Raw genomic sequence first — 25,626 nt, 5'->3', positions numbered from 1 at the left:
ATGCTCAAGGAGTCGGCATGAGTGCGTCTCTGGTACTGGGCCTGATCTCCTTGCTGCTGTTTATTGCGTCCATTCGCATGTTCTATCTGGCGCTCAATCAGGGAGCCAGTGAACGGGTCCGGCAGCGGCTGATGGCCGGGCAAGTGCAGCCCGTGGCTGAAAAGACCGGCTGGAGCTACCTGGATCGGGCCTTTTTGCGCGCCGGGCTGGGACAGCCGACCAAACGCATGGGCCTGGCCTTGTCGCTGTATGCGCTGCTGATACTGATCGGCTACGCAACGGCCGGCGTCGTCGGTGCGCTCAGCGTGCTGCTGGCGGTGCCTCTGACACTGCGTGTGTTCGTATCGTGGCGCTATGAGGTGCGCGTGCGCCGCATGATCCAGCAACTGCCGCAATTGCTCGACCATACCGTGCGCAGCCTCAAGTCCGGCAGAACCCTGGCCGACGCGGTGCTGCACGGCATTGACGCCACCGACCAGCCGCTCAAGGACGGCATGAGCCGGATCGAGCGTAACGTACAACTGGGGGTCAGCCTGCCGGATGCGGCAAGGGACTTTGCCGAATTGTATGAGCGCGATGAGTTTCACCTGTTCGCCATCGGCTTGCGGGTCAATCACCGCTACGGCGGCAATGCCAGCGAGCTGATGGAAAACCTGATCAAGCTGATTCGTGATCGGGAACAGGCCGGTCGCCAATTGCGCGCAATGACCGGCGAAACCCGAATGACTGCCGTAGTGCTGGCCCTGCTGCCGATCAGCATGGCCGGTTACTTTCTGGCGGTTAACCCCAGCTATCTGCTGCATATGTGGGACGACGAAAGCGGCAAGATCATGCTGAGCGTGGCCTTCGCCCTGCAGGTCACGGGGTGCGTGGTGTTGTGGCGCATGTTGAGGAGCATTTGAGATGGAACTGTTATTCGCCGCCATGATGCTTGCCGCTGCCGCATTTCTGCTGCTGTCAGGCATAGCCCGTCAACGTAGCAATGAACGCCTGGTGGCCAGACGCTTGAGGGGCCAGGTGATCCGCGAGAGCCGCATCGGCAGCTTGTTGCGGCTGCTCGGTGACACCCGCATAGGTCAACGCAGCATCAGCCTGGATTCGGAAACCCAGATACTGCTCAACCGCATCGGCTGGCGGCGCGCCAGCAAACGCTCGTTATTCGCGGCCTGCCAGGTCGGCGTCCCGGTCGGCCTGATGGTCATTGTCATCCTCGGCCAGCTGCTGTTTTTCAAAGGCATCCAGCAACCGCTCATCGCGCCGATCTTTGCCCTGGGCGCCGGCTATCTGCTGCCCAAGCGGATTCTGGCAGCCGTGGCTCGGCGCCGTCAGAAACAAGTGGTGGTGGAAATCTCTACCTTTATCCCGTTGCTGCGCATCCTGTTCGAGTCCGGCATGGCGGTCGAGCAGGCGCTTCGGGTGCTCAGCAACGAAGGCAAAGACCTACTGCCGGTGCTGTCCGAGGAAATTCGCGTGGTACTGATGCGCGTTGATTCCGGCCTGGAACTGGGCGAAGAACTGAGAAAAACCGCCGCCCTGCTGGACGTCGACGAGTTGAGCGACACCTGTGTGATCCTCAATCAACTGATTCATCAGGGCGGCGGCGCATTGAAGTCTCTGCTCACGCTCAAGCAACTGATCGATGACCGACGCCTGACCCGTCTGCAGGAATACATTTCCAAACTCTCGGCAAAGATGTCGGTGGTCATGATGGTGTTTCTGTTCCCCGCCCTGCTGATTGTGCTGGCCGGGCCAGGATTTATGGCAATCAGCCGCGCACTGGGCAGTTGACCCGGTGTTACCGTGCACGAAAGGACGCATTGCAATGAAACCAGTGATCGTACTATTCGGGCTGCTGTTGCTGAGCGGATGCGCCAGTGATGGTCGCCCCCTCTGGACGCAGACCACGGCTCAGCCGGGCCAGTGCCCCAAGCTGACCTCGGATCAGGAGTTCTCCCTGAATCTGGCTCAGAACATGGCCGATGAAGGCCGCCTGCATGCCAGCCTTGCCAACCTGGAAAGCCTGCCCGACAGCCAGGGCGAGGTTCGCCTGCGCAAGGCCCGGGTGTTGCGGCTTTTGGGCAGCAACGAGGCCGAGCCTCTGTACCGCAGCCTGCTGGGCACCTGCCGGGCAGCCGAGGGTGAGCATGGCCTCGGGCAACTGGCCGCAGCGCGTGGTGACAATGCGCTGGCACAGCAACACCTGCTGATGGCCAGCAAACTGCAACCGACCGATGAAAAGATCCGCAATGACCTGGGCGTCGTCTACCTCAACCAGCTGAAACTGGAACAGGCACGCTTTCAGTTCCTGACGGCCATGGAGCTCAAACAATCGGACTCGCTGGCGGCGGTGAACCTGGCCACACTGCTGATCTATCAGAACAACTGGACACAAGCCGCCGAACTGGCGTCGCGGGCCGGGCTGACGCCTGAACAGGTGACCGATGCCCAGGCGCGCGCCGAGCAATTGCGAAAGCCACTTGCCGCCCCTCGAGCATCTGCACGGCCCATTGCGAGCCTGGCAGGACAAAATGATCGTCAGTCCCAGGAGGTACGACCATGAAGCGCATCCTGTTCACCGGGTGTGTACTGCTGTTGAGCGCAGGTGACGCCTGGGCAGACAACACTGAAACTGCGGCCTCTGAAGCCCGACAGACCGAGACCTGGCTGCAGCTTCAGGCCAGCGGCAAGGCTGCTTCGCCGACGCCGCAGGTCAATACCGCGGCAGAACGCGACCTCAGCCTGCAACGCTGGCTGGACACGTATAAGTACAAGATCCCGGATTTTTACGATCAGGAGGCTGGTGGCAGCTTTTCCTCGGGCAAGAAATAATTCCGGCACGGTCGTGGGCCTGCTGACACCCACTCTTACAACCTGCCCTCGGCACGCCGCCGGGCACTCCGTTATCATGCGCGGACTTTCGATATTCGAGACTGCCATGCGCCGTTTGTTATGCCTGCTGTTATTGATCCTGGCCCTGCCCGCCTCCGGCGCCGGTCTGCTGGATAGCCGACCTTCATCCACCCTGGGCGGCGGCTCGCTGGATAACAGCAAGGACTTCCTGCCTGTGCGTCAGGCCTTTCAGTTGAGCCTGATCGAAACGACGCCGGAGTCGATCAAGCTGAGGCTGGTCGCCACCGATGGCTACTACCTGTATCGCCACCGCTTCCAGTTCCGCACCGAGCCTGCCGACATCGGCCTTGGCGAAGCGCAACTGCCCAAGGGCGAGCAGAAACACGACGAGTACTTTGGCGATGTCGAGGTCTACCACGGCATTCTCGATATCGACCTGCCACGCAAACCCGGCGAACAGCGCCCCTTCACCCTCGCCGTCACGTACCAGGGCTGCGCCGACAAGGGCTTGTGCTATCCACCTGAAACCGAGCGCCTGAGCATTGGAGATGTGGCCGCCAGCCCGGCCAATCAGGCCACTGCCACCCCACCCGCCGCCACGGCAGCCTGGAGCTGGAAAGAACTGGCGCTGTTTTTTCTCGCCGGCGTAGGCCTGACCTTTACCCCGTGTGTACTGCCGATGCTGCCGATTCTGTCCGGCGTGGTACTGCGCGGTCAGGTGGGCGGGTTGCGCGGCCTGAGCCTGTCTCTGGCTTACGTACTGCCAATGGCGGCGTGCTTTGCCCTGCTGGGCGCGCTGATGGGCGTGTTCGGTGCAGGCCTTAACCTGCAGGCGCGCTTGCAATCGGCCTGGGTTCTGGTGCCGTTCTCGGCATTCTTCGTGATCTTCGCCATTGCCATGTTCGGCGCTTTCGAACTGCGCCTGCCTCAGTCCATCAGCTCTCGTCTGGACCGTATCGCCGGCAAGACCCAGGGCGGTTCCTTATGGGGTGCAGCGGTGCTGGGCGTGGTCTCCAGCCTGTTGGTGTCACCTTGCGTATCGGCGCCACTGGCCGGTGCACTGTTGTATATCAGCGCCAGCGGCGATGCGCTTGGCGGTGCTCTGAAACTGTTTGCGCTGGGGTTGGGCATGGGCGCGCCGCTGTTGCTGATCGCAACCGGTGGTGCCACCTGGCTGCCGAAAAGCGGCCCTTGGCTGGTGACGGTCAAAAACGCCATCGGCGTGCTGCTGCTGGGACTGGCAATCGGCCTGCTGAGCCGTGTGTTGCCAGGGCAGGTCACGTTGTTGCTGGTGGGCCTGCTGTCGGCCGGTGTCGCGCTGTTTCTCGGCGCGCTGGAATTCAACGTCAAAACCACACGCCAGAAACTCGCCCAGTTGCTGGGGCTGGCGCTGCTGGTCTATGCGCTGGCATGCTGGTACGGCGCGCTGTCCGGGCAAACCGACCCGATGCGCCCGCTGGGCCGCGAGTACGCCACGGCGAATAACGGGGCGGCAGCTCCGGCCGCTTCACAGTGGCAAACGATCACCACCTCCACCGAACTGGACCGTGTGATGCAGGAAGCCCGAAGCGAGGGTAAACCGCTGGTGCTCGACTGGTATGCCGACTGGTGCATCAGCTGCAAGGTCATCGAGCACGAAGTCCTGCCTGACCCGGGCGCGGTCGCTCGATTGTCGGGTTACAAACAGGTGCGTTTCGACATGACCGACAGCAACGCGGAGCAACGCGCCCTGCTTGACCGGTACAAGCTGTTTGGCCCGCCAGCACTGCTTTTCTTCGATAAAAACGGCGAAGAACTGCAAACTGTCCGGGTCGTCGGCGAAATCGACGCAGCAGGCCTGATAGAGCGTCTGAACAGCGCCAATGACCAAAACTGACACCTGAGTCATAAACTTTGCGCGAATATCGCTCATTGTGCTGGCTACTGTTGTTAACTGGACAGTCCATTGCCCTTCCGGCATAGTCGCCGGGCGTAAACCGCTCGCAGACAATAAAAGGAACACGCAATGGCGACCATCCTGGTCCTTCACGGACCCAACCTGAACTTGCTGGGCACTCGGGAACCCGGGGTCTACGGCACTATCACCCTGCCTCAGATCAATCAGGACCTGGAGCAGCGCGCTCGCGATGCCGGCCACCATCTGATGTATCTGCAAAGCAACGCCGAGTACGAACTGATCGATCGCATTCACGCCGCTCGCGGTGAGGGTGTGGATTTTATTTTGATCAATCCGGCTGCTTTTACGCACACCAGCGTTGCAATACGTGACGCGCTGATGGGAGTGAGCATCCCATTCATCGAAGTGCATTTATCGAACGTGCACAAACGCGAACCTTTCCGCCATCACTCCTACTTTTCAGATGTCGCTGTAGGAGTGATCTGCGGCCTTGGCGCCAGCGGTTACCGACTGGCCCTGGAAGCCGCCCTGGAACAACTGGCCGCCAGTGCCAAGCCATGATGAGTCCAGCCTGAAGCTGACCATATGGCTTGAGCCGGCCGACACATTGCCCTTACAGAACCTTGGGAGTTGATTAATGGATATTCGCAAAGTCAAGAAACTGATCGAATTGCTGGAAGAGTCCGGCATCGACGAGCTGGAAATCCGTGAAGGCGAAGAATCCGTACGGATCAGCCGCCACAGCAAGACTCCGGCACAGCCTTACTACGCACCGGCCCCGGTTGCTGCACCTGCAGCCGCTCCGGCTCCGGCAGCAGCACCGGTTGCGGCCGCTGCAGAAGCGCCAGCGGCTCCGAAACTGAACGGCTTTGTGGTCAAGTCGCCAATGGTCGGTACGTTCTACCGTACCCCGGCGCCTACTTCGCCTGCATTCGTCGAAGTCGGCCAGACCGTCAAGAAAGGCGACACCATCTGCATCGTCGAAGCGATGAAAATGATGAACCACATCCAGGCAGAAGCCAGCGGTGTGATCGAATCCATCCTGGTAGAAAACGGTCAGCCGGTTGAGTTTGACCAGCCGCTGTTCACAATCGTTTGACCCGGGGAGAGCCTGCGATGTTGGAAAAAGTTCTGATCGCCAACCGCGGCGAAATTGCCTTGCGCATCTTGCGTGCCTGTAAAGAACTGGGCATCAAGACCGTCGCTGTACACTCCACCGCAGATCGCGAGCTGATGCACCTGGGCCTGGCAGACGAAACCGTCTGCATCGGTCCGGCACCGGCCAATCTGTCCTACCTGAACATTCCGGCGATCATTTCGGCTGCCGAAGTGACCGGCGCCACGGCGATCCACCCGGGTTACGGGTTTCTCGCCGAGAACGCCGACTTCGCCGAACAGGTCGAAAAATCGGGCTTTGCCTTCATCGGTCCAAAAGCAGACACCATTCGCCTGATGGGCGACAAGGTTTCCGCCAAGGACGCCATGAAGCTGGCCAACGTGCCGACCGTCCCCGGTTCCGACGGCCCACTGCCGGAAGACGAAGCCATAGCTCTGCGCATTGGTCGTGAAGTCGGTTACCCGGTGATCATCAAGGCCGCCGGTGGCGGTGGTGGTCGCGGCATGCGTGTGGTTCATCGCGAAGAAGACCTGATCGAAGCCGCGTCCCAGACCCGTGCCGAAGCAGCCGCCTGGTTCAGCAACCCGATGGTCTACCTGGAAAAATACCTGACCAACCCACGTCACGTGGAAGTCCAGGTGATTTCCGACGGTCAGGGCCAGGCCATCCACCTGGGCGATCGCGACTGCTCGCTGCAGCGCCGTCACCAGAAGGTTCTGGAAGAAGCGCCGGCACCGTTCATCGATGAAAAGGCGCGCGAGGATGTTCTGGCTGCCTGCGTCAAGGCGTGTATCGATATCGGCTATCGCGGTGCGGGTACGTTCGAGTTCCTGTACGAGAACGGTCGTTTCTACTTCATCGAAATGAACACCCGTGTTCAGGTGGAGCACCCGGTTTCGGAAATGGTCACCGGCATCGACATCGTCAAGGAGATGCTCAGCATCGCCGCCGGCAACAAACTGTCGTACACCCAGGATGACGTGGTCATCAAGGGTCATGCGCTGGAATGCCGGATCAACGCCGAAGACCCGAAGACCTTCGTGCCAAGCCCTGGTCTGGTCAAGCACTTCCACGCACCGGGCGGCAACGGTGTACGGGTCGATTCGCACCTGTACAGTGGCTACAAGGTACCGTCCAACTATGACTCGCTGATCGGTAAAGTGATCACTTGGGGCGCGACCCGCGAAGAAGCCATGGCACGCATGCGCAATGCCCTGGACGAAATCGTGGTCGACGGGATCAAGACCAATATCCCGCTGCACCGCGACCTGACCCGCGATGAAGGCTTCTGCGAAGGCGGAGTCAACATCCACTACCTGGAGCACAAACTGGCCAATCAATAAGCCAGTCTGCTTCACAACGACAAAGCCGCAGTGATGCGGCTTTGTTGTTTGCAGCGCATAGCAGTAAACTTGCCCGCTTCCTGCGGCCGCACTGGCCTTACAAGCCGCACTTATTTCCAAATCGAAGGTAATCCGCCATGCCTTGGCTGCAAGTCCGTCTCGCCATCAGCCCAGAACAAGCCGAAACCTACGAAGACGCCCTTCTTGAAGTCGGCGCCGTGTCCGTGACCTTCATGGACGCTGAAGACCAGCCGATTTTCGAGCCCGAACTCAATACCACGCCGCTGTGGGCACACACCCACCTGCTGGCGCTGTTCGAAGCCGACACCAATGCCGAGATGGCCCTGGCGCACCTGAGCCTGCTGACCGGCGAAGAGCTGCCCGAACACAGCGCCGAAGTCATCGAAGATCAGGACTGGGAACGCAGCTGGATGGATAACTTCCAGCCGATGTGTTTCGGCAAGCGTCTGTGGATCGTGCCGAGCTGGCACGCCGCACCGCAACCGGACGCCGTGAACCTGTTGCTCGATCCGGGCCTGGCCTTCGGCACCGGGACGCACCCGACCACCGCGCTGTGCCTCGAGTGGCTGGACGGCCAGGACCTCGAAGGCTGCAACGTGCTGGATTTCGGCTGCGGCTCGGGCATTCTGGCCATTGCCGCACTGCTGCTGGGTGCCGAACAGGCCGTTGGCACCGATATCGACGTGCAAGCCCTGGAAGCCTCTCGTGACAATGCCGGACGCAACAATATCGCCGCCGAACGCTTCCCGCTGTACCTGCCCGAGGATCTGCCACACCAGCAGGCCGATGTGCTGGTCGCCAACATTCTGGCTGGCCCGCTGGTTTCCCTGGCGCCGCAACTGGCTACCCTGATCAGAGCCGGCGGACGCCTGGCACTCTCAGGCATCCTTGCCGAACAGGGTGAGGAAGTCGCGGCAGCCTATGCTGACAGTTTTGATCTGGACCCGATCGCAAACCGAGATGGCTGGGTACGCATCACGGGTCGCCGCCGTTAACCGCCGCTTCAACCGGACAGCCGCATGACCGACAGTTTCGTCACCCAGTGCCCGCACTGCCAGACCAGTTTCAGAGTCAGTCACGCTCAACTGAGCGTGGCCCGTGGCGTGGTGCGGTGCGGAGCCTGCCTGCAGGTGTTCAACGCAGCGCGGCAGTTGCTCGAGCAACGCGCCAGCGATGACGCCGAAAAAGAGGCCCTGCCCGCATCGCCGGTGGTCGCAGCCCTGCCCGAACCGGAGCCCCTGCCGACGCCAGTGCCCGAGCCCGAGCCCGATCTGAAGCCACAGCCAGAGCCGAAAAAGGCGCCCGAAGAGGACGATCCCTGGCAGGTCAGTGAACTGGATCTGGACAATCTCAATCTGGACGAAGAACTGGCCCGCCTCGAACAACGCGAGACGCGCAGGCCCGACACCTTTGCCCGTCCCGTCAGCGACATCGACAACGACGCTGTGAGCCTGACGGCGAAGCGTGACAGCCGGCAGAGCGATGAGGCTGCCTGGGTCGATACGCTGCATAACGACGATGTCGAGCAACTGCCCGAGTTGCATGCAGAAGTTATCCCGGATACAGACGCTGCAGAAGCTGCCGAGCCGCAGGAGGACGACAAACGTACCGAGCCGTCGCTGTCACTGGACAAGGATCTTGACGATGACGAGCCACCGATGCCAGTCATCATCCAGCGCAAGGCCCCGCCTGCCGAGAAGGTCGAGCGCTGGTCTGCGGTGGATGACGATGATGAAGACGACGACCATGAGCCCGAGCCTGAAACCCGGGGCAAGCGCAGCCGCAACGAACCGGCAGTGCGCGACCAGACACTCCTTGACCTGACCGACGACCCTTTACAGCTGGACTGGCAACGGCCCAAGCCGCGCTGGGGCAGGCGTCTGGCCTGGGGTCTGTTGATCGTCCTGGCGCTGGCGGGTCTGGCAGGACAGTACGTGTGGTACCACTTCGATCAGTTGGCACGCCAGGACCAGTACCGCCCGTTGTTTCAGCAGATTTGCCCACAGGTTGGCTGCAAGGTGCCGAGCAAAGTCGACATTTCCCAGCTCAAGAGCAGCAACCTGGTCGTGCGCAGTCACCCGGAGTTTCAGGGGGCCTTGGTGGTCGATGCGATCATCTACAACCGCGCCTCGTTTTCCCAACCGTTTCCCCTGCTGGAGCTGCGTTTTTCCGATACCGGCGGTCAGTTGATTGCCAGTCGTCGGTTCAAGCCCAGTGAATACCTGAGCGGCGAAATGGCCGGCAAGGAAGAGATGCCGCCGCAGACGCCGATCCATATCGCGCTGGATATCCTTGATCCAGGCGCCAAGGCGGTGAACTACAGCCTGAACTTCCGCTCGCCGGAATGACACGCCCGACGCTGAAGCGTCGGTCAAGACTGCTTCTTTACACGTTAATTTCATCAAAGAACGCTACACGATCGCAGAAATTTCGCTGCAAAATACCCTCTTGTCGAGGTGGTCGAGCTCCGGCAAGAGCTGTTCAGATTTTATCCAATTCAGCCTTTATCCAGTCATCGAGAGCGGGTATCATGCCAACCCTTTTTTCAAACTCTCGGTTCGATCTGACGGTGGCGCATGCGGCTGGCGGGATGAGCCGTTGCAGACCGGGTGAAACAGTTTTTTACACGGCCTGCGGATGATTTGGCCTCCACAACAGGTAAGGCTATGTCGGCAGTACGCATCGGCCCATATACAGTGCAAAACGGCTTGATTCTCGCCCCGATGGCGGGCGTCACCGACCAGCCTTTCCGTCAGCTGTGCCGAAGACTCGGTGCCGGCCTGGTGGTTTCGGAGATGGTCACCAGTGACATGAGCCTGTGGAACAGCCGCAAATCGCGTCTGCGCATGATCCATGAAGGTGATCCCGAGCCGCGCTCGGTACAGATCGCCGGTGGTGATCCGCAGATGCTGGCAGATGCAGCACGTGCCAATGTCGAACTGGGCGCCCAGATCATCGACATCAACATGGGTTGTCCGGCCAAGAAAGTCTGTAACAAGGCAGCAGGCTCGGCGCTGTTGAAGGATGAGCAACTGGTCAACGACATCCTGCAGGCCGTCGTGGCTGCAGTCGATGTACCGGTCACGCTGAAGATCCGCACCGGATGGGATCGCGACAACCGAAATGGCCTGACAGTGGCGAAAATCGCCGAGCAGGCGGGCATCACGGCACTGGCGGTACACGGGCGAACCCGTGCCGACCTGTACACCGGCGAGGCCGAGTACGACACCATCGCCCAGATCAAACAGGCCGTGTCGATACCGGTCTTTGCCAATGGCGACATCGATTCACCGGAAAAGGCCCGGCACGTGCTGAAGGCTACCGGTGCAGACGGATTACTGATTGGCAGGGCCGCACAGGGGCGTCCCTGGATTTTTCGCGAGATAGAACACTTCCTGCGCACCGGAGAGACACTCCCGGCGCCGCAGTCGAGTGAAGTGGAACGCATTCTGCTTGAGCATCTGGCAGCGCTCCACGTTTTCTATGGAGACGTGATGGGCGTGCGCATTGCACGCAAACACGTCAGTTGGTATCTCGCAACCCTGCCGGGCGCCAGAGAGTTTCGCGCCCACTTCAATCGTTTGGAAGATACGGAAGCACAGTGCGCCAACGTCCGGGAGTTCTTCAGCCAAGGCTGCAAGGGCCCGGATAACGAGAATGATAAAGAGGTGGCCGCATGACGATGATGACCGAGACTTTAGTGAGTGGAACAACACCCGTGAGCGACAACGTCAATTTGAAACAGCACCTCAACACGCCGAGCGAAGAGGGTCAGACCCTGCGCGGAAGTGTCGAGAAGGCGCTGCACAATTATTTCGCCCACCTCGAAGGCGCATCCGTCACTGACGTCTACAACCTGGTGTTGTCGGAAGTCGAGGCTCCGCTTCTGGAAAGCGTGATGAACTACGTCAAGGGCAACCAGACGAAGGCCTCCGAGCTGCTGGGATTGAATCGCGGCACGCTGCGCAAGAAACTCAAACAGTACGATCTGCTTTAAAGCATTCAAAACAGAAAAGGCGACCTTGCACCGCGGTCGTTTTTTTTTGCTGACTTCTTTTGCTTTTGATGGAAATCGAGATGACCGACCAGACTACCCGCCTGCCGATCCGCCGCGCTCTGATCAGCGTATCCGACAAGACAGGAATCCTTGAGTTTGCCCGCGAGCTTGAAGCGCTGGGCGTCGAGATTCTTTCCACTGGCGGTACGTTCAAGCTGCTCAAGGACAACGGTGTCGCGGCAGTCGAAGTGGCCGACTACACCGGCTTCGCCGAAATGATGGACGGCCGGGTCAAGACCCTGCACCCCATGATCCATGGCGGGATTCTGGGTCGTCGCGGCATAGACGACGCCATCATGACCGAGCACGGCATCAAGCCGATCGATCTGGTCGCGGTCAATCTGTACCCGTTTGAGGCCACTGTTTCCAAGCCGGGTTGTGACCTGCCGACCGCCATCGAAAACATCGACATCGGCGGCCCGACCATGGTCCGCTCCGCGGCGAAGAACCACAAGGACGTCGCCATCGTGGTCAATGCCGGCGATTACGGCCAGGTCCTGGAAAGCCTCAAGGCCGGTGGCCTGACCTACGCTCAGCGCTTCGACCTGATGCTCAAGGCGTTCGAACACACCGCCGCCTACGACGGCATGATCGCCAACTACCTGGGCGGCGTCGACCAGACTGCCGAAACCCTGACTACCGAAGGCCGCAGCCAGTTCCCGCGCACCTTCAACACCCAGTTCGTCAAGGCTCAGGAAATGCGCTACGGCGAGAACCCGCACCAGAGTGCGGCGTTCTACGTCGAAGCCAAACCTGCCGAGGTCGGCATTGCCACGGCCACCCAGTTGCAGGGCAAGGAGCTGTCGTTCAACAACGTAGCCGATACCGATGCCGCCCTGGAATGCGTCAAGAGCTTCGTCAAACCGGCCTGCGTGATCGTCAAGCACGCCAACCCGTGCGGTGTCGCGGTCTGCCCGGATGATGAAGGCGGCATTCGTCAGGCTTACGAACTGGCCTACGCCACCGACTCAGAGTCGGCATTTGGCGGCATCATCGCCTTCAACCGCGAGCTGGACGCTGCAACCGCCAAGGCCATCGTCGAGCGCCAGTTCGTCGAAGTGATCATCGCACCGAGCGTCAGCGCCGAAGCCCGCACCATCGTCGCCAGCAAAGCCAACGTGCGCCTGCTGACCAGCGGCCAGTGGAGCGAGCGTCTGCCTGCCTGGGACTACAAACGCGTCAATGGCGGCCTGCTGGTACAGAGCCGTGACATCGGCATGATCACCGAGGCCGACCTCAAGGTCGTGACCCGGCGTGCGCCGACCGAACAGGAAATGCATGACCTGATCTTCGCCTGGAAAGTCGCCAAGTACGTCAAGTCCAACGCCATCGTCTACGCCCGCAACCGCCAGACCGTCGGCGTCGGCGCTGGCCAGATGAGCCGCGTGAACTCGGCGCGTATCGCTGCCATCAAGGCTGAGCATGCCGGCCTGCAGGTTCAGGGCGCGGTCATGGCCTCCGATGCCTTCTTCCCGTTCCGTGACGGCATCGACAACGCGGCCAAGGTCGGCATCACCGCTGTCATCCAGCCAGGCGGCTCGATGCGTGACAATGAAGTGATCGCTGCGGCCGACGAAGCCGGCATCGCGATGGTGTTTACCGGCATGCGTCACTTCAGGCACTAAGGGCAGCGGCAAGCTTCAAGCTTCAAGCTTCAAGCTTCAAGCTTCAAGCTAAAGCCTAACGCACTAACCATTCAACGCCATGAGCTGCACGCAAGCTGCCCCCGCTTCTACTTGCAGCTTGTAGCTAACAGCTTGTAGCTACTCCAAAGGAGTCTGTTTTGAATATTTTGATCATTGGCAGCGGCGGTCGTGAACACGCCCTGGCATGGAAAGTCGCCCAGGACCCACGCGTGCAGAAGGTGTTTGTCGCACCGGGCAATGCGGGCACGGCGATCGAGGCCAAATGCGAGAACGTGGCCATCGACGTTCTGGCACTGGAGCAACTGGCGGATTTCGCTGAAAAGAACGTTGCGCTGACCATCGTCGGCCCCGAAGTACCGTTGGTTGCAGGCGTCGTCGACCTGTTCCGCAGCCGTGGCCTGGACTGCTTCGGTCCGACCGCCGGTGCTGCGCAGCTTGAAGGCTCCAAGGCGTTTACCAAGGACTTCCTGGCGCGTCACAAGATCCCGACCGCCGACTATCAGAACTTCACCGAGATCGAGCCTGCCCTGGCCTATCTGCGTGAAAAAGGCGCGCCGATTGTCATCAAGGCCGACGGCCTGGCCGCGGGCAAGGGCGTGATCGTCGCCATGAGCCTGGCAGAAGCCGAAGATGCCGTACGTGACATGCTGGCTGGCAACGCCTTTGGTGACGCCGGTTCACGCGTTGTCATCGAAGAGTTTCTCGACGGCGAAGAGGCCAGCTTTATTGTCATGGTCGACGGCAAGAATGTATTGCCCATGGCCACCAGCCAGGACCACAAGCGCGTCGGCGACGGCGACAGCGGGCCGAACACCGGCGGGATGGGTGCCTACTCCCCTGCCCCGGTGGTCACCGCCGAAGTTCATCAACGTGTCATGGACCTGGTGATCTGGCCGACCGTCAGGGGCATGGCCGATGAAGGCAACGTTTACACCGGCTTCCTCTATGCTGGTCTGATGATCGATAAAGCGGGCAACCCGAAAGTCATCGAGTTCAATTGCCGCTTCGGCGACCCGGAAACCCAGCCGGTCATGCTGCGCCTGCAATCGAGCCTGGTACTGCTGGTCGAAGCTGCGCTGGCGCAAGCGCTGGACAAGATCGAAGCACAGTGGGACCCGCGCCCGAGCCTGGGTATCGTGCTGGCCGCCGGAGGCTATCCTGGCGACTACGCCAAAGGCGCAGTCATCGAGGGTCTGGACGCAGCGGCACAGCTCGAAGGCAAGATTTTCCATGCAGGCACGGCCTTGCAGGATGAGCGTGTCGTGACCAGTGGTGGTCGTGTACTGTGTGCCACAGCGCTGGGTGACAGCGTCGGCAACGCGCAGGAAAATGCCTACGCGCTGGCCGCAAAAGTCGACTGGCAAGGGTGTTTCTACCGCAAGGACATTGGCTACCGTGCCATTGCCCGTGAGCGTGGCGAAGACCAGGAATAATCGATCGGACCAGCCTCTTCAACCAGAGGCTGGCCGGTTGCTCCGGTATTCGCGGTTTTACCAGGCATTCACTCACGAAGGGATTTCATTGTGCGCTGGCTCAGGATTGCCATAGCCTCAACCGTCGGACTGCTGACCCTGCTGTTCATGCTTTCGGCGCAGGCCGAGCATGGTGCAGGCTGGTCGACGCTGCTCGACGAAAAGGCCCATCTGACGCTGGATGAAATCCGCTCGGCGCGCTATCAGAATCAATTCAGCCCCACCGAACTGGAACGGGTCGCTGCAGCGGATCGCGACGATGCTGTGTGGCTGCATTACCGCCTGCAACCCACCCAGCACGAACAACTGCTGCGTATCTTCGCCCCGGACCTGTCCAGCGCCGACATGTATGTCATGGACGGCGATCGACAGATTGACCATGTGCGCACCGGCAATGACGTGCCGATTGAAGATCAGCGACTGCCGTCCAACGATTTCCTGCTGCCGGTTCCGCAAAGCTCGGCCCCGCTGGATATCTACCTGAGGCTGGTCTCCGCGCAGAAAATGCGCCCCAGCATCACCCTTGAACCGGCCATCGAGAGCGCCGCCAACGAGACCCAGCCGCTGCTGTTCGGTCTGCTGTTTGGCGCTCTGTCCATGCTGATCGTGCAGAACCTGACACGTTACGGACACACCCGGTCGCGCAGCAATCTGTGGCTGGCCGCCTGCGAATCGTTACTCGGGCTCAGTGCCCTGTTGCTCCTCAACCTGCTGCGCCCGATCGACCCGTGGAATATCGCGCAAACCCCGAGCGCACACCTGGCATTGCTGCTGGCCGCTGTCGCAGGCCTGATCTACACCTACTGTTTCTTCGTCCACCGCAATGCCCGCAAACTCGATCGTCTGTTGCTGGGCAACGCAGTGCTCATGGGGATCGGCGCCTTGCTGGTGCTGTTCGACGAAAAGCTGCCGATCAACTTCCTGACGTTCGGCCTGGTCTCGTTGACGACATTGAGCATTCTGGCGGTGTCGATGTGGCACTGGCAGAAGGGCTATCGTTCGGCGCGCCTGTTTGTCCTGGGGATGATCACCTTCAATATCGGCTACATGGTGGTTCTGCCCGGCCTGCTGTGGCTGAGCCTGGTGCCGCCACAATGGCTGATTCTGGCGCTGCTCAGCGTGTTCTGCATCAGCGGCCTGCTGATGAGCCTGGCGCTCAGCGAACGCCATCGCAGCATCACCGAAGACCGTTTCAGCATCAGCCGCGATCAGGCGGCCAGCACTGCCGAAATCAACGCCAAGGCCGAGTTTCTGGCCAAGATCAGCCACGAGATTCGCACCCCGATGAATGGCGTGCTGGGCATGACCGAACTGCTGCTCGGCACCCCGCTGTCGGTCAAGCAGCGCGACTACGTGCAGACCATCCACAGTGCCGGCAACGAACTGCTGACGCTGATCAACGAGATTCTCGACATCACCAAGCTCGAGTCAGGGCAGATCGAACTCGACGACGTGCAGTTCGACATCGGCGCGCTGGTCGAGGACTGCCTGAATATCTTCCGCGCCAAGGCCGAGCAGCAACAGGTCGAGCTGATCAGCCAGATCCAGCCTCAGGTACCACGTGTCATCAATGGCGACCCGACCCGTCTGCGCCAGACACTGCTGAGCCTGCTGGAAAATGCCCTGAAGAAGACCGACGAAGGCGAAATTCTTCTGGCCGTCGCCCTTGAGTCCTCGAAAAGCGGCAATACGCGGTTGCGTATTTCGGTTCAGGACAGCGGCGAATCGCTTTCCGATGAGGAACGTGAAGAGCTGCTGCACGCCGAACTGCACAGCCGTAACTTCCTGGCCAGCAGCCGGCTCGGCGGTCATCTCGGGCTGGTGATCGCTCGTCAGTTGATCGTACTGATGGACGGCGAGTTCGGCATTCAGAACAGTGGGGCGCAAGGCAATACGCTGTGGCTGAACCTGCCGCTGGATGCAAAGCTGCTCGAACAGCCGACCATCGATCTGGACAGCCCGCTGAAAGATGCCAGGGTGCTGGTGGTCGACGACAACGACACGTGCCGCAAGGTCCTGGTCCAGCAATGCAGCGCCTGGGGCCTGAATGTCAGCGCAGTGGCGTCCGGCAAGGAGGCACTGGCCCTGCTCAGAACCAAGGCTCACCTGCGCGACTATTTCGATGTGGTCCTGCTCGATCAGAACATGCCGGGCATGACCGGCATGCAACTGGCCGCCAAGATCAAGGAAGACCCGAGCCTGAATCACGACATTCTGTTGATCATGCTGACCGGCATCAGCAATGCGCCCAGCAAGATCATCGCACGCAACTCCGGCATCAAGCGCATTCTGGCCAAACCGGTGGCAGGCTATACGCTCAAGACCACGCTGGCAGATGAACTGACCCAGTTGAACAAGGGTGTTGTGTCGAGCAAGCCCGGCCCGGTCGTGACTCCGCCGGTCAACGTCCCCGGCGACTTCCGGATTCTGGTGGCCGAAGACAACAGCATTTCGACCAAGGTCATCCGCGGCATGCTCGGCAAGCTCAACCTCAACCCCGATACCGCGAGCAATGGCGAAGAAGCGCTGCGAGCCATGAAGGCGCAGCGTTATGACCTGGTGCTGATGGACTGCGAGATGCCGATACTCGACGGCTTCTCGGCCACCGAGCAATTGCGCGCCTGGGAAGTCGGCAATCAGCGTGTACGCACCCCGGTCGTTGCACTGACTGCGCACATTCTCACCGAGCACAAGGACCGCGCACGCCAGGCCGGCATGGACGGCCACATGGCCAAGCCCATCGAACTGTCCCAGTTGCGCGAACTGGTCGAGCACTGGGTAGCGCATCGTGACAAGGCCCGCGGGCTGACGTCGGAAGGCGAACACTATCGACAAAACTGACAGCGACGGGAAAGGCCTGTGGCCTGATAGACTGGCGATGCCATCCACCTGCTGCTGTGAGTCGAAGCCATGCTTCACGTGTTGTTCAGCGTCTATCTGAAAATGCTGGTGCTTTACAGCCCGTTTTTCGTTCTTTCCTGCTTCATCAGCCTGACGCGTGGTCACTCGCGCAAGGAACAACGGCGCCTGGCCTGGAAGGTGGCACTGGCGACACTGGTTTCCAGCGTATTGCTCTATCTGTTCGGACGCGTGATTTTCGATGTATTCGGCATCACCGTGGATGCGTTCAGGATTGGTGCCGGCAGCGTGCTGTTCATATCGGCACTGGGCATGGCCCAAGGCAAGTCGGCAGTGCAGACCGACAATATCCAGCAGGATGTGACCATCGTTCCTCTGACCATCCCGCTTACCGTCGGCCCCGGCACGATTGGTGCGCTGCTGGTCATGGGCGTCAGTCAGCCCCACTGGGACGACAAACTCACCGCCATCCTGAGTATTGCGCTGGCCAGCCTCACCGTCGGCGTCGTGCTCTACCTTTCCAACCGTATCGAACGCATCCTCGGCGATCAGGGTTTGCAGATTGTCAGCCGTTTGATGGGGCTGTTCGTCTGTGCGCTGGCCGCGCAAATCATTTTCACCGGCATCAGAGGCTACCTGCTGCCCTGACAGGGTTCAGATACTGGCAGCCCGCACCAGCTCCTGCGCCCTGCCGTCCAGATAACGCATCACCTCGTCACGATGAGCTGCATACACCTTGCTGTCAAAGATGTAACTGCCGCCCTTGAAGTGAAACAGCAGTCTTCGTCTTCCTGGCGCGTGGTCGTCAATGCTCAGGTGCAGACTGCAAAGCAACAGGAGCATCCGGCCAGGTTCATACTTTTCGCAGGGTACGATCTGAAAACTGCCCAGCCGTCCCTGGTCGAAGCCGCTCTGAAAGTACGACTCTGCGGCCTGCCCCACCCCCATTGCCGCGACCGCACGCTGCACCATGCCGCCAAGACGCTTGCGATCCGCAGGATGACTGACCTTGAACGTGGCCTGCAGTAAATCGTCGACACTGCTCACCACCAGCGAGTCACCAAGGACCACGCCCTTTTGCTGTATGCCGCGCGCCTTGAGGCGACTGCGGTAGTAATGCATCCAGGTGCCCCACTGGGTTTTGAAATCAAACTGCCTGCCCGCGAACAACTGGGCGTCCAGAAGCACGTTCTGAATATCCGTGCGCTCCTCGCTCGAAAGCCCGGGCAAAAACGCGACCATACTGGGGATAGTGCCCAGATAGGCCGCGTTGCCTGTGTCTGCATTCATTTGCGTTACTCCCTTCCATGGGCTTGTCCAGGTTGCTAAAGACTGATGATTTCGGCTGCAGCGCGATCAGCCAGGGCGTCCCGCACCGTCTGGCGAAAAGGCTCGAAACTCTGGCGACTGAAGCGGAACGCAATAGTGACGGCATGCACCTGCATTTCGCCGCCCAATATCTGCCAGAAATAACGCGCGGGCCGCAGCGCCAGGGTGGTCATCTGCAGGCTGCACAGAAGGATCGACACCTCGTCCTCATTGCGCATTGCACAGGGCATGAGCTGGAAGCTTTCAGAACGCCCGGACGTGAACCAACTGCCGAAAAAACGCGTCGCATGATCACTGTTCAATAGCTTGTCGAGCGAACTGCGGTAGAGCTGGCGAAGCTCGCCAGCGTTATCGACCACGGGTAGCTGCAGTTTTCCGATGTCACTGAAACTGTGGATTTTCAAGCGGGCATCGTTGATCCCGGCGCTCCGCGGACCACCGGTGGCGGCAATCGAGCGCTGGTAAGCATCCAGCCATGCACGCCAGTTCATCCTGGAAGAATGGCGATCATCTGCGACCAGTCGGGCATGGTGCAGACAATCCATTATGTCCTGGCGCAAATCAGGTTCGACATTGCCGGCGAAGGACAGCAGGCTGGCACCCGTCAGCAGGGCTTCATCCGGATCAGACATCAGGACTGCCCCCAAGCGGCATGATCAGGCCCGCACGCTTGCTCGACAGCGCGGTGTCGATGCCATCGCGAAACTGTGAATAGACCTGCTCGAACAGTTGCATTGCATAGACAGTCACAGCGATGTTGCCGTAGACACTGTTCGGCTCGATGACCTCGAAAAGAAACCCGGATGACAACGGCTGACGTGTGGCGAACTGAAACTGCGCCAGCTTGAGGTTTTGCCGGGTGTCGACGAAAGCCAGTTGCAGAACCACGTTGACCTGCAATCTTCCCGCATGATTCAAACCGCTCTGTACCGTCTGACTGCGCAGCAGATGAAGCGCTTCGCTGGCGACGGACTGATTACCTGCCCTGCGCATGAACGCCTCCGCATGCAGGAGCGTCTCGGCGGAGACGAAGGGTGCAAGCGCGCGCGCCATGCAACTCCATGCCGTTTCGGCAGATTCTGGCGGCAAGGGCTGGCTGATATGTTCGCTGGCACTCGGCAACCAGCCGAAACGCTGCGCAGCGGCGAGACGGGTTTCATTCCATTTTTCGGCTTCGGCAAACTTCGAGTGTTGTTTCGATGCGGCCAGTTGCACGTACAGCATCGAGTCCAGCACATCGTTTTTCAGGGCGACCCGCTGCGGCTCGGGGAAAAACATCAAACAGCCCGCATTGACGACTACAGCATCCAATTCCTGCTTCATGGGAGAATTCCTTTTATCCCGAAAGCGGAGGCAGTCCGCGCCTCCGCCAACACTCCGATCAGATTTCGTATTCTGCAATCGCATTACTGACATTGTCGCCAAGCCGTTGCTCGATCAGCTCGCGATGGCGCGCATACAAGGCCGTGTTGAGCAACAGGTTGTCCTCGCCCTTCCAGGTCTGGACACTGGTGTCCTGCCATTCCCAGAACAGCACATTGGTGACGTCACTGTCGGCCTGGAAGCTGACTGCCGCCATGGCCAGACTCACGATGCTGTCCTCGGATTCGATGCAGGATGCGATACGGAAGCTACCGCCACGGTGTGCCTTGGTCTGGCTCTCGAACAGGCGCAGGGGTTCTTTCCTGGCCTGCAGTGCGGCGACGGCATCTGCAGCCACTTTGAGCATCAGTACCGATGCAGGTCCGGGTAACGCGGCAGCTGCAATGGCCGAACCGAGGATCTCGAGACCGACTTCGTCCATGGTGAAACGCTGCTGGGTGGCACGATAGCGCGCATAGTTCCAATGGGTGGAGAGCCAGCCCACCTTGGAAAGCACTTCGTTGAATTTGTCATACCACTGATCGCCCTGGGTTTCAGAGCTGAACGCCTTGTTGGCCACAAGGGTGGCGAACAGAAAGGAATTCATCACGTCCTGCTTGCTCTGCGCCGACATACCGTTGGGAAATGCCAGCACACTGCCTGCAACCACCGCACCTTCATTGCCGGACTGTGCGTCAGTGACGTCACCTGCCTTAAGTAATCCGGAAGTTGCGGGGGCCGCGAATGCGCCCAACGAAGGTGGGCATTCAGCCAGCTCGCAGGCGGCAATGTAGTCGAGGTTGTCAGTGATGTTCATGGTTTTGTCCTGTGTCATTTAATTAGTCCTTTAATTCATGCGTCCTGATGGACTGAATCGAGACTAACGAAATAAATCAGGCATTTTTTTCGGCGCTTTCCGGTTGCCCTCTGATGGCTTTCGGGCACTTGACTACCGAACTCGATACGCAGAGCTAAATTCGACCCGCCATCTGCCTCCCGGCATACCGCAGGTAAGCGAAGATTCCGGGGAGGTTTCTGGAATCGGACTACGGGCGACGAAGGTTGAAGAGAGCCGATTCGCTCAAGCCTGTGGGCAGAAACACTGGCTCACAGGCTTGAGGTGACATCGCCACTTCAGCGCTTTCCCACGCTGGATGGCGGCAGGTATGACACGCATGCGAGCTCACGCTGTAGGCTTGTTGCCGTACCAACGCGGCGTATAGACCCAGTTGCCGCCTTCGTGACGCGCAAAGGTGCACGTCAGGGAAGAGCCGATCAAGACCATGGTGCGCATGTCCACCTGCTCCGGGGTCAACTCGCCGAGCGTGATAACCTTCAGAGTCTGGCCAGGACGGCCGATGTCGCGCCCCAGCGTCACGGGCGTTGCAGGGATGCGATGCTGGCGGACAATCTCCAGCGCACGCCCCAGTTGCCAGGGTCGGGAGCGGGATATCGGGTTGTAGAACGCCAGCGCCAGATCGGCCTGGCAGGCGAGGTCCAGACGCTTTTCGATGATCTCCCAGGGCTTGAGGTTGTCGGACAGCGACAGCACACAGAAATCATGCCCCAGCGGCGCACCGGCCTGGGCTGCGGTGGCCAGAGAGGCCGAGACACCCGGCAGAATCTCCAGCTCGACCGCATGCCAATGAGGATTATCCGACTCATGCAACGCTTCAAGCACCGCTGACGCCATGGCGAACACTCCCGGATCACCGGACGACACCACGACCACCGAACGGCCTTGAGCAGCCAGCTCGAAGGCATGTCGGGCACGCTGCATTTCTTCGCGATTGTCAGTGCAGTGCAGTACCTGATCGGCACGAAACGGCCCCGCCATGCGCACGTAGGTTTCATAGCCCAGCACATCGTTGGCACGCGCCAGTTCGACCTTGACCGCAGGTACCATCAGGTCTGCAGCGCCAGGACCCAGACCAATGACTGCAACGCGGCCACGCCCGCGGCCGATGCTCTGCACCTCCAGCGGTTGCGCCGCGACAGCAATCGCTGTGTGGGCGTCGACGCAGAGCGGTGGCAACAGCTGCGGCACAGCCTTCATGGCCATCTCGCTGGCCGCAGCGGCGCTGACGAATCGCACCGCAACGTCCAGCTCGGCGGCAGCCTTGTGCAGATGCGGATTGGCCATCTGCTCCTCGGCCGCCAACAGACAGGCCAGGGACTGCCCGGCGATACGTGCCTCGCGCAGGGCCGAGCGCACGTGCTCAGCCAGCTCATCACTGAGGTCAGTCACCGCTACCAGCACGTTACGTGGGTAGATCAGCAATTCATGGGGCGACGGCTCGCGCAGGGCACTGCCGACATGAATGGCCAGCGCCGCCTGTGGATCTTCGGGCAGTTGCGCCTGAGCCAGCCAGGGGGCTTCACCCTCGATGCGCACGGGCTCGCCGGACAGCAGGTCGGAAACGAAACGCTTGCCCAGCTCCAGATCGCCCAACGCATAGCCGATTGGCGGATTGAGCAGGCAGGTGCCGAAACGCAGCTCGCCGCTGGTAGTGATCGCCGGTGCAACGCCAAGCCCGCTGGCGATGCTGCGCGCCAGGACATTCACCCCGCCAAGGCCGCCGAGCAGCGGCACCACGGCGCTGCCGTCTTCGGCCACGGCGAGCACCGGCGGTTCAGCGCCCTTCTCCAGCAGCACGGCGGCCAGCGTACGAATAACGATACCGGCTGCGCAAAGGGCGATGATCGGCGTGTTCTGTTGATACAGCTGGCGCAGCGTCGCGCCGAAGTCAGTGTAAGTGCGGTCGGCCCCCTGCACGCGCTCGGCCAGGCCATGAATCAGCGCATCGGGAAACAGCTGTTGAATGCGCCGCGCGGTAGCAAGGCTGCCATTACCGAGGATGACGATGGCCGGAGTCATGGAGGTCATCAGCCTTGCCACCTGTCGCCAGGAACGATAATCAGCGAAAAATAGGGCGACGACATCGGGTCAACCTGATCCAGCGGGACGATTTTCTGGTTGCTCATCGTGGCGCGCTCGACATACAGCGCACGCCCGGCCATCCCCAGCTCGGTCAGCACTTCGCGGACCTTGTGAAAGTTGCGCCCCAGTTTCATGATCACCGCCGCGTCGGCGTCGGCCAGCTTGCGTTTCAGGTCATCGTGGGGCAGCACACCGGACAGCACCGACAGGCTCTGATTGCGATACACCAGCGGTGCGCCCAGCACCGAAGCACCGCCGAGCATCGAGCACACGCCCGGAATCACTTCAGCGTCGTAGTGCTCGGCCAGACGATCGTGCAGGTACATGTAGGAGCCATAGAAAAACGGATCGCCTTCGCAGATCACCGCCACGTCGCGTCCGGCGTCCAGGTGCGCGGCAATGTGCCGGCTGGATTCGTCGTAGAAGTCGCTGATGAGCTTTTCGTAGGACAGTGTCGCCGGCAATGCCTCGGTGGTGACCGGGTAGACCAGCGGCATCAGGGTCTGAACGTCCTGCAGATGCGCTTCGATGATGCCGAAGGCGTTGCCCTTTTTACCCTTGGCCACGAAATACGCCACCACCGGCGACTCGCGCAGCAGGCGCAGGGCCTTGACGGTGATCAGCTCCGGATCGCCAGGACCGACGCCCAGGCCAATCAATCGACCGCGTGCCTGCATCATTCGATCTCCGTGGCCAGTGCGTTGACAGCGGCCACGGCCATGGCGCTGCCGCCACGACGGCCCTGCATGATCACGAACGGCACGCCGCGGCTATCGGCGGCGAGCATCGCCTTGGACTCGGCGGCGCCGACAAAGCCGACCGGAAAGCCGAGAATCAGTGCAGGCTTCGGCGCACCGGCATCGAGCATTTCCAACAGATAGAACAGCGCGGTCGGCGCGTTGCCGATGACCACCACGCTGCCTTCCAGGTGCGGACGCCACAGCTCAAGCGCCACCGCAGAACGCGTATTGCCCAGCTCCAGGGCCATTTCCCGCACGCCTTCATCATGCAAAGTGCAGATGATCGGGTTATTGGCGGGCAGCCGGGTGCGAGTGATGCCTTCGGAGACCATGCGCGCATCACACAGGATCGGCGCTCCGGCGGCCAGAGCGTTGCGCCCGGCGGTACCGGCACCCGGTGAGAAGCGCAGGTCTTCGATGACTTCGACCATCCCGCAGGCATGGATCACGCGCACGGCGAGTTTTTCCAGGTCGGCAGGGATCGTGTCAAGACGCGCTTCGGCGCGAATGATCGAGAAAGAGTTGCGATATATCTCCTGACCATCGCGGATGTAATCAATCATGCATGTTGCTCCGTGAGCCGGCGTTCAACTGCGCGCCGACTGCTTCAATAGTAAGGTCGCGCGCGCGCAGCACGCCGAAACCGGCATGCGCTGCATCGCGAAAATAAAGATCGTAACGGCCCGGCGCGACAGCCAGCAAGGTCACTGGCGCTACGTGGGCGGCGGCGCAGGAGCGCGTGCAGCCGCTCAAGTGCACCGCTTGGCCGGTAGCCAGTCCGGCAGCCAGTTGCAGGGCGTCGGCCTTGGTGTCGGCCAGCCCCTTGGCGCACCCGGCAGAACCGGTACAGGCGAGCATCTGCGCCAGCGGTTGCTCGGCCGCCCCGACGAAGCCCGATGCCTGCAACGCGCCCAGCACCGCTGCCGCGCGCTCGACCAGCACGTTGGGCAGCAACAGGCTTTGCCAGGGCGTCAGGCGCAGCGTGCCGTCGCCCTGATCCGCCGCCAGTTGCGCCACGCTGGAAAGCATCGCCGCATCGAGACGCCCCAACGGTACTGCAGCGCCCACCGCCACCTGATTCGGCTGAGCCTGTGGATAAACACCGATATGCAGAGTGCCTTGAATGGCCGGACGCTGCCAATCGGTGATCGCCTTGTCGGTCCGCACTGTGCAGCCGGACCGGGTCGACAGCTCGCGCAGCATATCGGCGGTCGATACCTCGGCCAGCAGATGCCGCATCCGGGTGTGCTCGGGACGGGCCAGGTCGAGAAACAGCTCCAGCAGGGCGACAACCAGCGTCTTACCCTCAGCCACAGGAACAGCGGCCAGCGGTCGATCATGGGCCGGGCAGCCGGCCAAGCCGAACGCCAGCAGCACTTCGTCGTCGAGTTTCAGCGCCGACAGCCACACGTCGTGCGGGTGTTCGAGCATGACCAGCGCTTCACCAGCGTCCAGCGACAAGGCGAACTTGGGGGACAGCTCATGAAAACGCGGGTGATGTTCCAGCGCGTCGAGAATCTGCGCCGCCAGCGGCCGGGCATCGAAGAGCATCTGCGGGTCCAGGCCGGCCGTCGGGCTGAGCATCAGGTTGCGCACATCGTCGCTGGCCGGGTTGGCGGGGCCGAGCCCTGCCGCCATCAAGGCACCGATCAACCCGTCATGATCAGCACCAATGCCGCGAATCTGCAGGTTGGCGCGGTTGGTGGCCTCGATAACGCCGTGTGCATAGGTGCGCGCGGCCTCGGCAACGGCCATGGCCTGCGCACTGCTGATCACCCCGCCCGCCAGCTTGATCCGGCAGATCCCGCCGTCCAGTGCCGGGACGATACGCAGCAACCCCGGACAGGCCGAGGGGCGTAGCGTTGCAGAGGATGTGCGAGCGGACTGCTGCTCGTTCAATGGGTCACCCGATGTGAACTGGCTGGAAACGGACGTTGATTAGAGCACTTGTACCCCGTCGGGCGCGGTATTATGCCTGCTTTGTCCGCAGGC

At 60.9% G+C, this 25,626-nt stretch carries 24 protein-coding genes; 16 read left to right on the top strand and 8 right to left on the bottom strand.

Annotated elements, in window-relative coordinates:
• Positions 1-17 precede the first annotated feature (17 nt).
• The 16 genes from LIX91_RS14395 to LIX91_RS14320 all read left to right on the top strand — a co-directional run bounded on the left by LIX91_RS14395 (position 18) and on the right by LIX91_RS14320 (position 17,910).
• Positions 18-902, top strand: a complete 885-nt coding sequence (locus tag LIX91_RS14395) for a type II secretion system F family protein (protein WP_003419403.1) — start codon at positions 18-20, stop codon at positions 900-902.
• Position 903: 1 nt separating this feature from the next.
• On the top strand, positions 904-1,788 hold the full coding sequence (locus tag LIX91_RS14390; RefSeq protein ID WP_003419404.1) for a type II secretion system F family protein: 885 nt from the start codon (positions 904-906) through the stop codon (positions 1,786-1,788).
• A 34-nt stretch (positions 1,789-1,822) separates the two neighbouring features.
• Complete coding sequence (locus LIX91_RS14385) at positions 1,823-2,560, top strand: hypothetical protein (RefSeq protein WP_003419405.1); 738 nt, start codon at positions 1,823-1,825, stop codon at positions 2,558-2,560.
• Complete coding sequence (locus LIX91_RS14380; RefSeq protein ID WP_032699788.1) at positions 2,557-2,829, top strand: DUF3613 domain-containing protein; 273 nt, start codon at positions 2,557-2,559, stop codon at positions 2,827-2,829. The genes LIX91_RS14385 and LIX91_RS14380 overlap by 4 nt, the downstream gene beginning before the upstream one ends.
• 106 nt (positions 2,830-2,935) lie before the next feature.
• Positions 2,936-4,726, top strand: coding sequence for a protein-disulfide reductase DsbD (locus LIX91_RS14375; RefSeq protein WP_268945566.1), 1,791 nt, complete (start codon positions 2,936-2,938; stop codon positions 4,724-4,726).
• A 129-nt stretch (positions 4,727-4,855) separates the two neighbouring features.
• The gene (aroQ, locus tag LIX91_RS14370) at positions 4,856-5,308 is read left to right on the top strand and encodes a type II 3-dehydroquinate dehydratase (protein ID WP_002555369.1); all 453 of its coding nucleotides are present in this window, start codon (positions 4,856-4,858) and stop codon (positions 5,306-5,308) included.
• 76 nt (positions 5,309-5,384) lie between these two features.
• Positions 5,385-5,846, top strand: coding sequence for an acetyl-CoA carboxylase biotin carboxyl carrier protein (accB, locus tag LIX91_RS14365; RefSeq protein ID WP_103688835.1), 462 nt, complete (start codon positions 5,385-5,387; stop codon positions 5,844-5,846).
• A gap of 17 nt (positions 5,847-5,863) precedes the next feature.
• Complete coding sequence (gene accC, locus LIX91_RS14360) at positions 5,864-7,207, top strand: acetyl-CoA carboxylase biotin carboxylase subunit (protein ID WP_004412001.1); 1,344 nt, start codon at positions 5,864-5,866, stop codon at positions 7,205-7,207.
• Between the two features lie 137 nt (positions 7,208-7,344).
• A complete protein-coding gene (prmA, locus tag LIX91_RS14355) occupies positions 7,345-8,223 on the top strand; it encodes a 50S ribosomal protein L11 methyltransferase (RefSeq protein WP_003313937.1) in 879 nt (292 codons plus the stop codon).
• A gap of 24 nt (positions 8,224-8,247) precedes the next feature.
• Positions 8,248-9,576 (top strand): DUF3426 domain-containing protein, encoded by a 1,329-nt coding sequence (locus tag LIX91_RS14350; RefSeq protein WP_226488666.1) that lies wholly within the window; start codon positions 8,248-8,250, stop codon positions 9,574-9,576.
• A 318-nt stretch (positions 9,577-9,894) separates the two neighbouring features.
• Positions 9,895-10,908, top strand: coding sequence for a tRNA dihydrouridine synthase DusB (dusB, locus tag LIX91_RS14345; protein WP_003419414.1), 1,014 nt, complete (start codon positions 9,895-9,897; stop codon positions 10,906-10,908).
• Positions 10,905-11,225, top strand: coding sequence for a DNA-binding transcriptional regulator Fis (gene fis, locus LIX91_RS14340; RefSeq protein ID WP_002555375.1), 321 nt, complete (start codon positions 10,905-10,907; stop codon positions 11,223-11,225). The genes dusB and fis overlap by 4 nt, the downstream gene beginning before the upstream one ends.
• A gap of 80 nt (positions 11,226-11,305) precedes the next feature.
• Positions 11,306-12,910 (top strand): bifunctional phosphoribosylaminoimidazolecarboxamide formyltransferase/IMP cyclohydrolase, encoded by a 1,605-nt coding sequence (gene purH / locus LIX91_RS14335; RefSeq protein ID WP_226488665.1) that lies wholly within the window; start codon positions 11,306-11,308, stop codon positions 12,908-12,910.
• Positions 12,911-13,068: 158 nt separating this feature from the next.
• The gene (gene purD, locus LIX91_RS14330) at positions 13,069-14,364 is read left to right on the top strand and encodes a phosphoribosylamine--glycine ligase (protein ID WP_004412008.1); all 1,296 of its coding nucleotides are present in this window, start codon (positions 13,069-13,071) and stop codon (positions 14,362-14,364) included.
• 90 nt (positions 14,365-14,454) lie between these two features.
• Complete coding sequence (gene retS, locus LIX91_RS14325) at positions 14,455-17,244, top strand: hybrid sensor histidine kinase/response regulator RetS (RefSeq protein WP_003419424.1); 2,790 nt, start codon at positions 14,455-14,457, stop codon at positions 17,242-17,244.
• Positions 17,245-17,313: 69 nt separating this feature from the next.
• On the top strand, positions 17,314-17,910 hold the full coding sequence (locus LIX91_RS14320; RefSeq protein ID WP_003313945.1) for a MarC family protein: 597 nt from the start codon (positions 17,314-17,316) through the stop codon (positions 17,908-17,910).
• 6 nt (positions 17,911-17,916) lie between these two features.
• On the opposite strand, the gene LIX91_RS14315 is transcribed toward LIX91_RS14320, so the two are convergent.
• The 8 genes from LIX91_RS14315 to cobG form a co-directional block, all read right to left on the bottom strand.
• Positions 17,917-18,552 (bottom strand): hypothetical protein, encoded by a 636-nt coding sequence (locus LIX91_RS14315; RefSeq protein WP_004412010.1) that lies wholly within the window; start codon positions 18,550-18,552, stop codon positions 17,917-17,919.
• Positions 18,553-18,587: 35 nt separating this feature from the next.
• Entirely contained in the window at positions 18,588-19,223 is a 636-nt protein-coding gene (locus tag LIX91_RS14310; protein ID WP_226488664.1) for a hypothetical protein, read from the bottom strand.
• The gene (locus tag LIX91_RS14305; protein WP_003419440.1) at positions 19,216-19,914 is read right to left on the bottom strand and encodes a hypothetical protein; all 699 of its coding nucleotides are present in this window, start codon (positions 19,912-19,914) and stop codon (positions 19,216-19,218) included. Before LIX91_RS14305 ends, LIX91_RS14310 begins: the two co-directional genes overlap by 8 nt.
• Positions 19,915-19,972: 58 nt before the next feature.
• On the bottom strand, positions 19,973-20,788 hold the full coding sequence (locus tag LIX91_RS14300) for a hypothetical protein (protein ID WP_004412017.1): 816 nt from the start codon (positions 20,786-20,788) through the stop codon (positions 19,973-19,975).
• Between the two features lie 348 nt (positions 20,789-21,136).
• Positions 21,137-22,840, bottom strand: a complete 1,704-nt coding sequence (gene cobJ / locus LIX91_RS14295) for a precorrin-3B C(17)-methyltransferase (RefSeq protein ID WP_226488663.1) — start codon at positions 22,838-22,840, stop codon at positions 21,137-21,139.
• Positions 22,840-23,571 carry a precorrin-2 C(20)-methyltransferase gene (locus LIX91_RS14290; RefSeq protein WP_003399679.1) on the bottom strand — a complete coding sequence of 244 codons (732 nt, stop codon included), beginning with the start codon at positions 23,569-23,571 and terminating at the stop codon, positions 22,840-22,842. The genes cobJ and LIX91_RS14290 overlap by 1 nt, the downstream gene beginning before the upstream one ends.
• Positions 23,571-24,197, bottom strand: a complete 627-nt coding sequence (locus LIX91_RS14285; protein ID WP_003368856.1) for a precorrin-8X methylmutase — start codon at positions 24,195-24,197, stop codon at positions 23,571-23,573. Before LIX91_RS14285 ends, LIX91_RS14290 begins: the two co-directional genes overlap by 1 nt.
• Positions 24,190-25,533: a precorrin-3B synthase gene (cobG, locus tag LIX91_RS14280; RefSeq protein ID WP_226488662.1), complete on the bottom strand. Its 1,344-nt coding sequence runs from the start codon at positions 25,531-25,533 to the stop codon at positions 24,190-24,192. The genes LIX91_RS14285 and cobG overlap by 8 nt, the downstream gene beginning before the upstream one ends.
• Positions 25,534-25,626 lie beyond the last annotated feature (93 nt).

The organism is Pseudomonas sp. B20 (genome assembly GCF_020515755.1).
In the GTDB taxonomy this organism is placed as follows: domain Bacteria; phylum Pseudomonadota; class Gammaproteobacteria; order Pseudomonadales; family Pseudomonadaceae; genus Aquipseudomonas; species Aquipseudomonas syringae.
The sequence above is the reverse complement of the archived record's forward strand: the minus strand, read 5'-3'. Positions and strand labels throughout refer to the sequence as shown.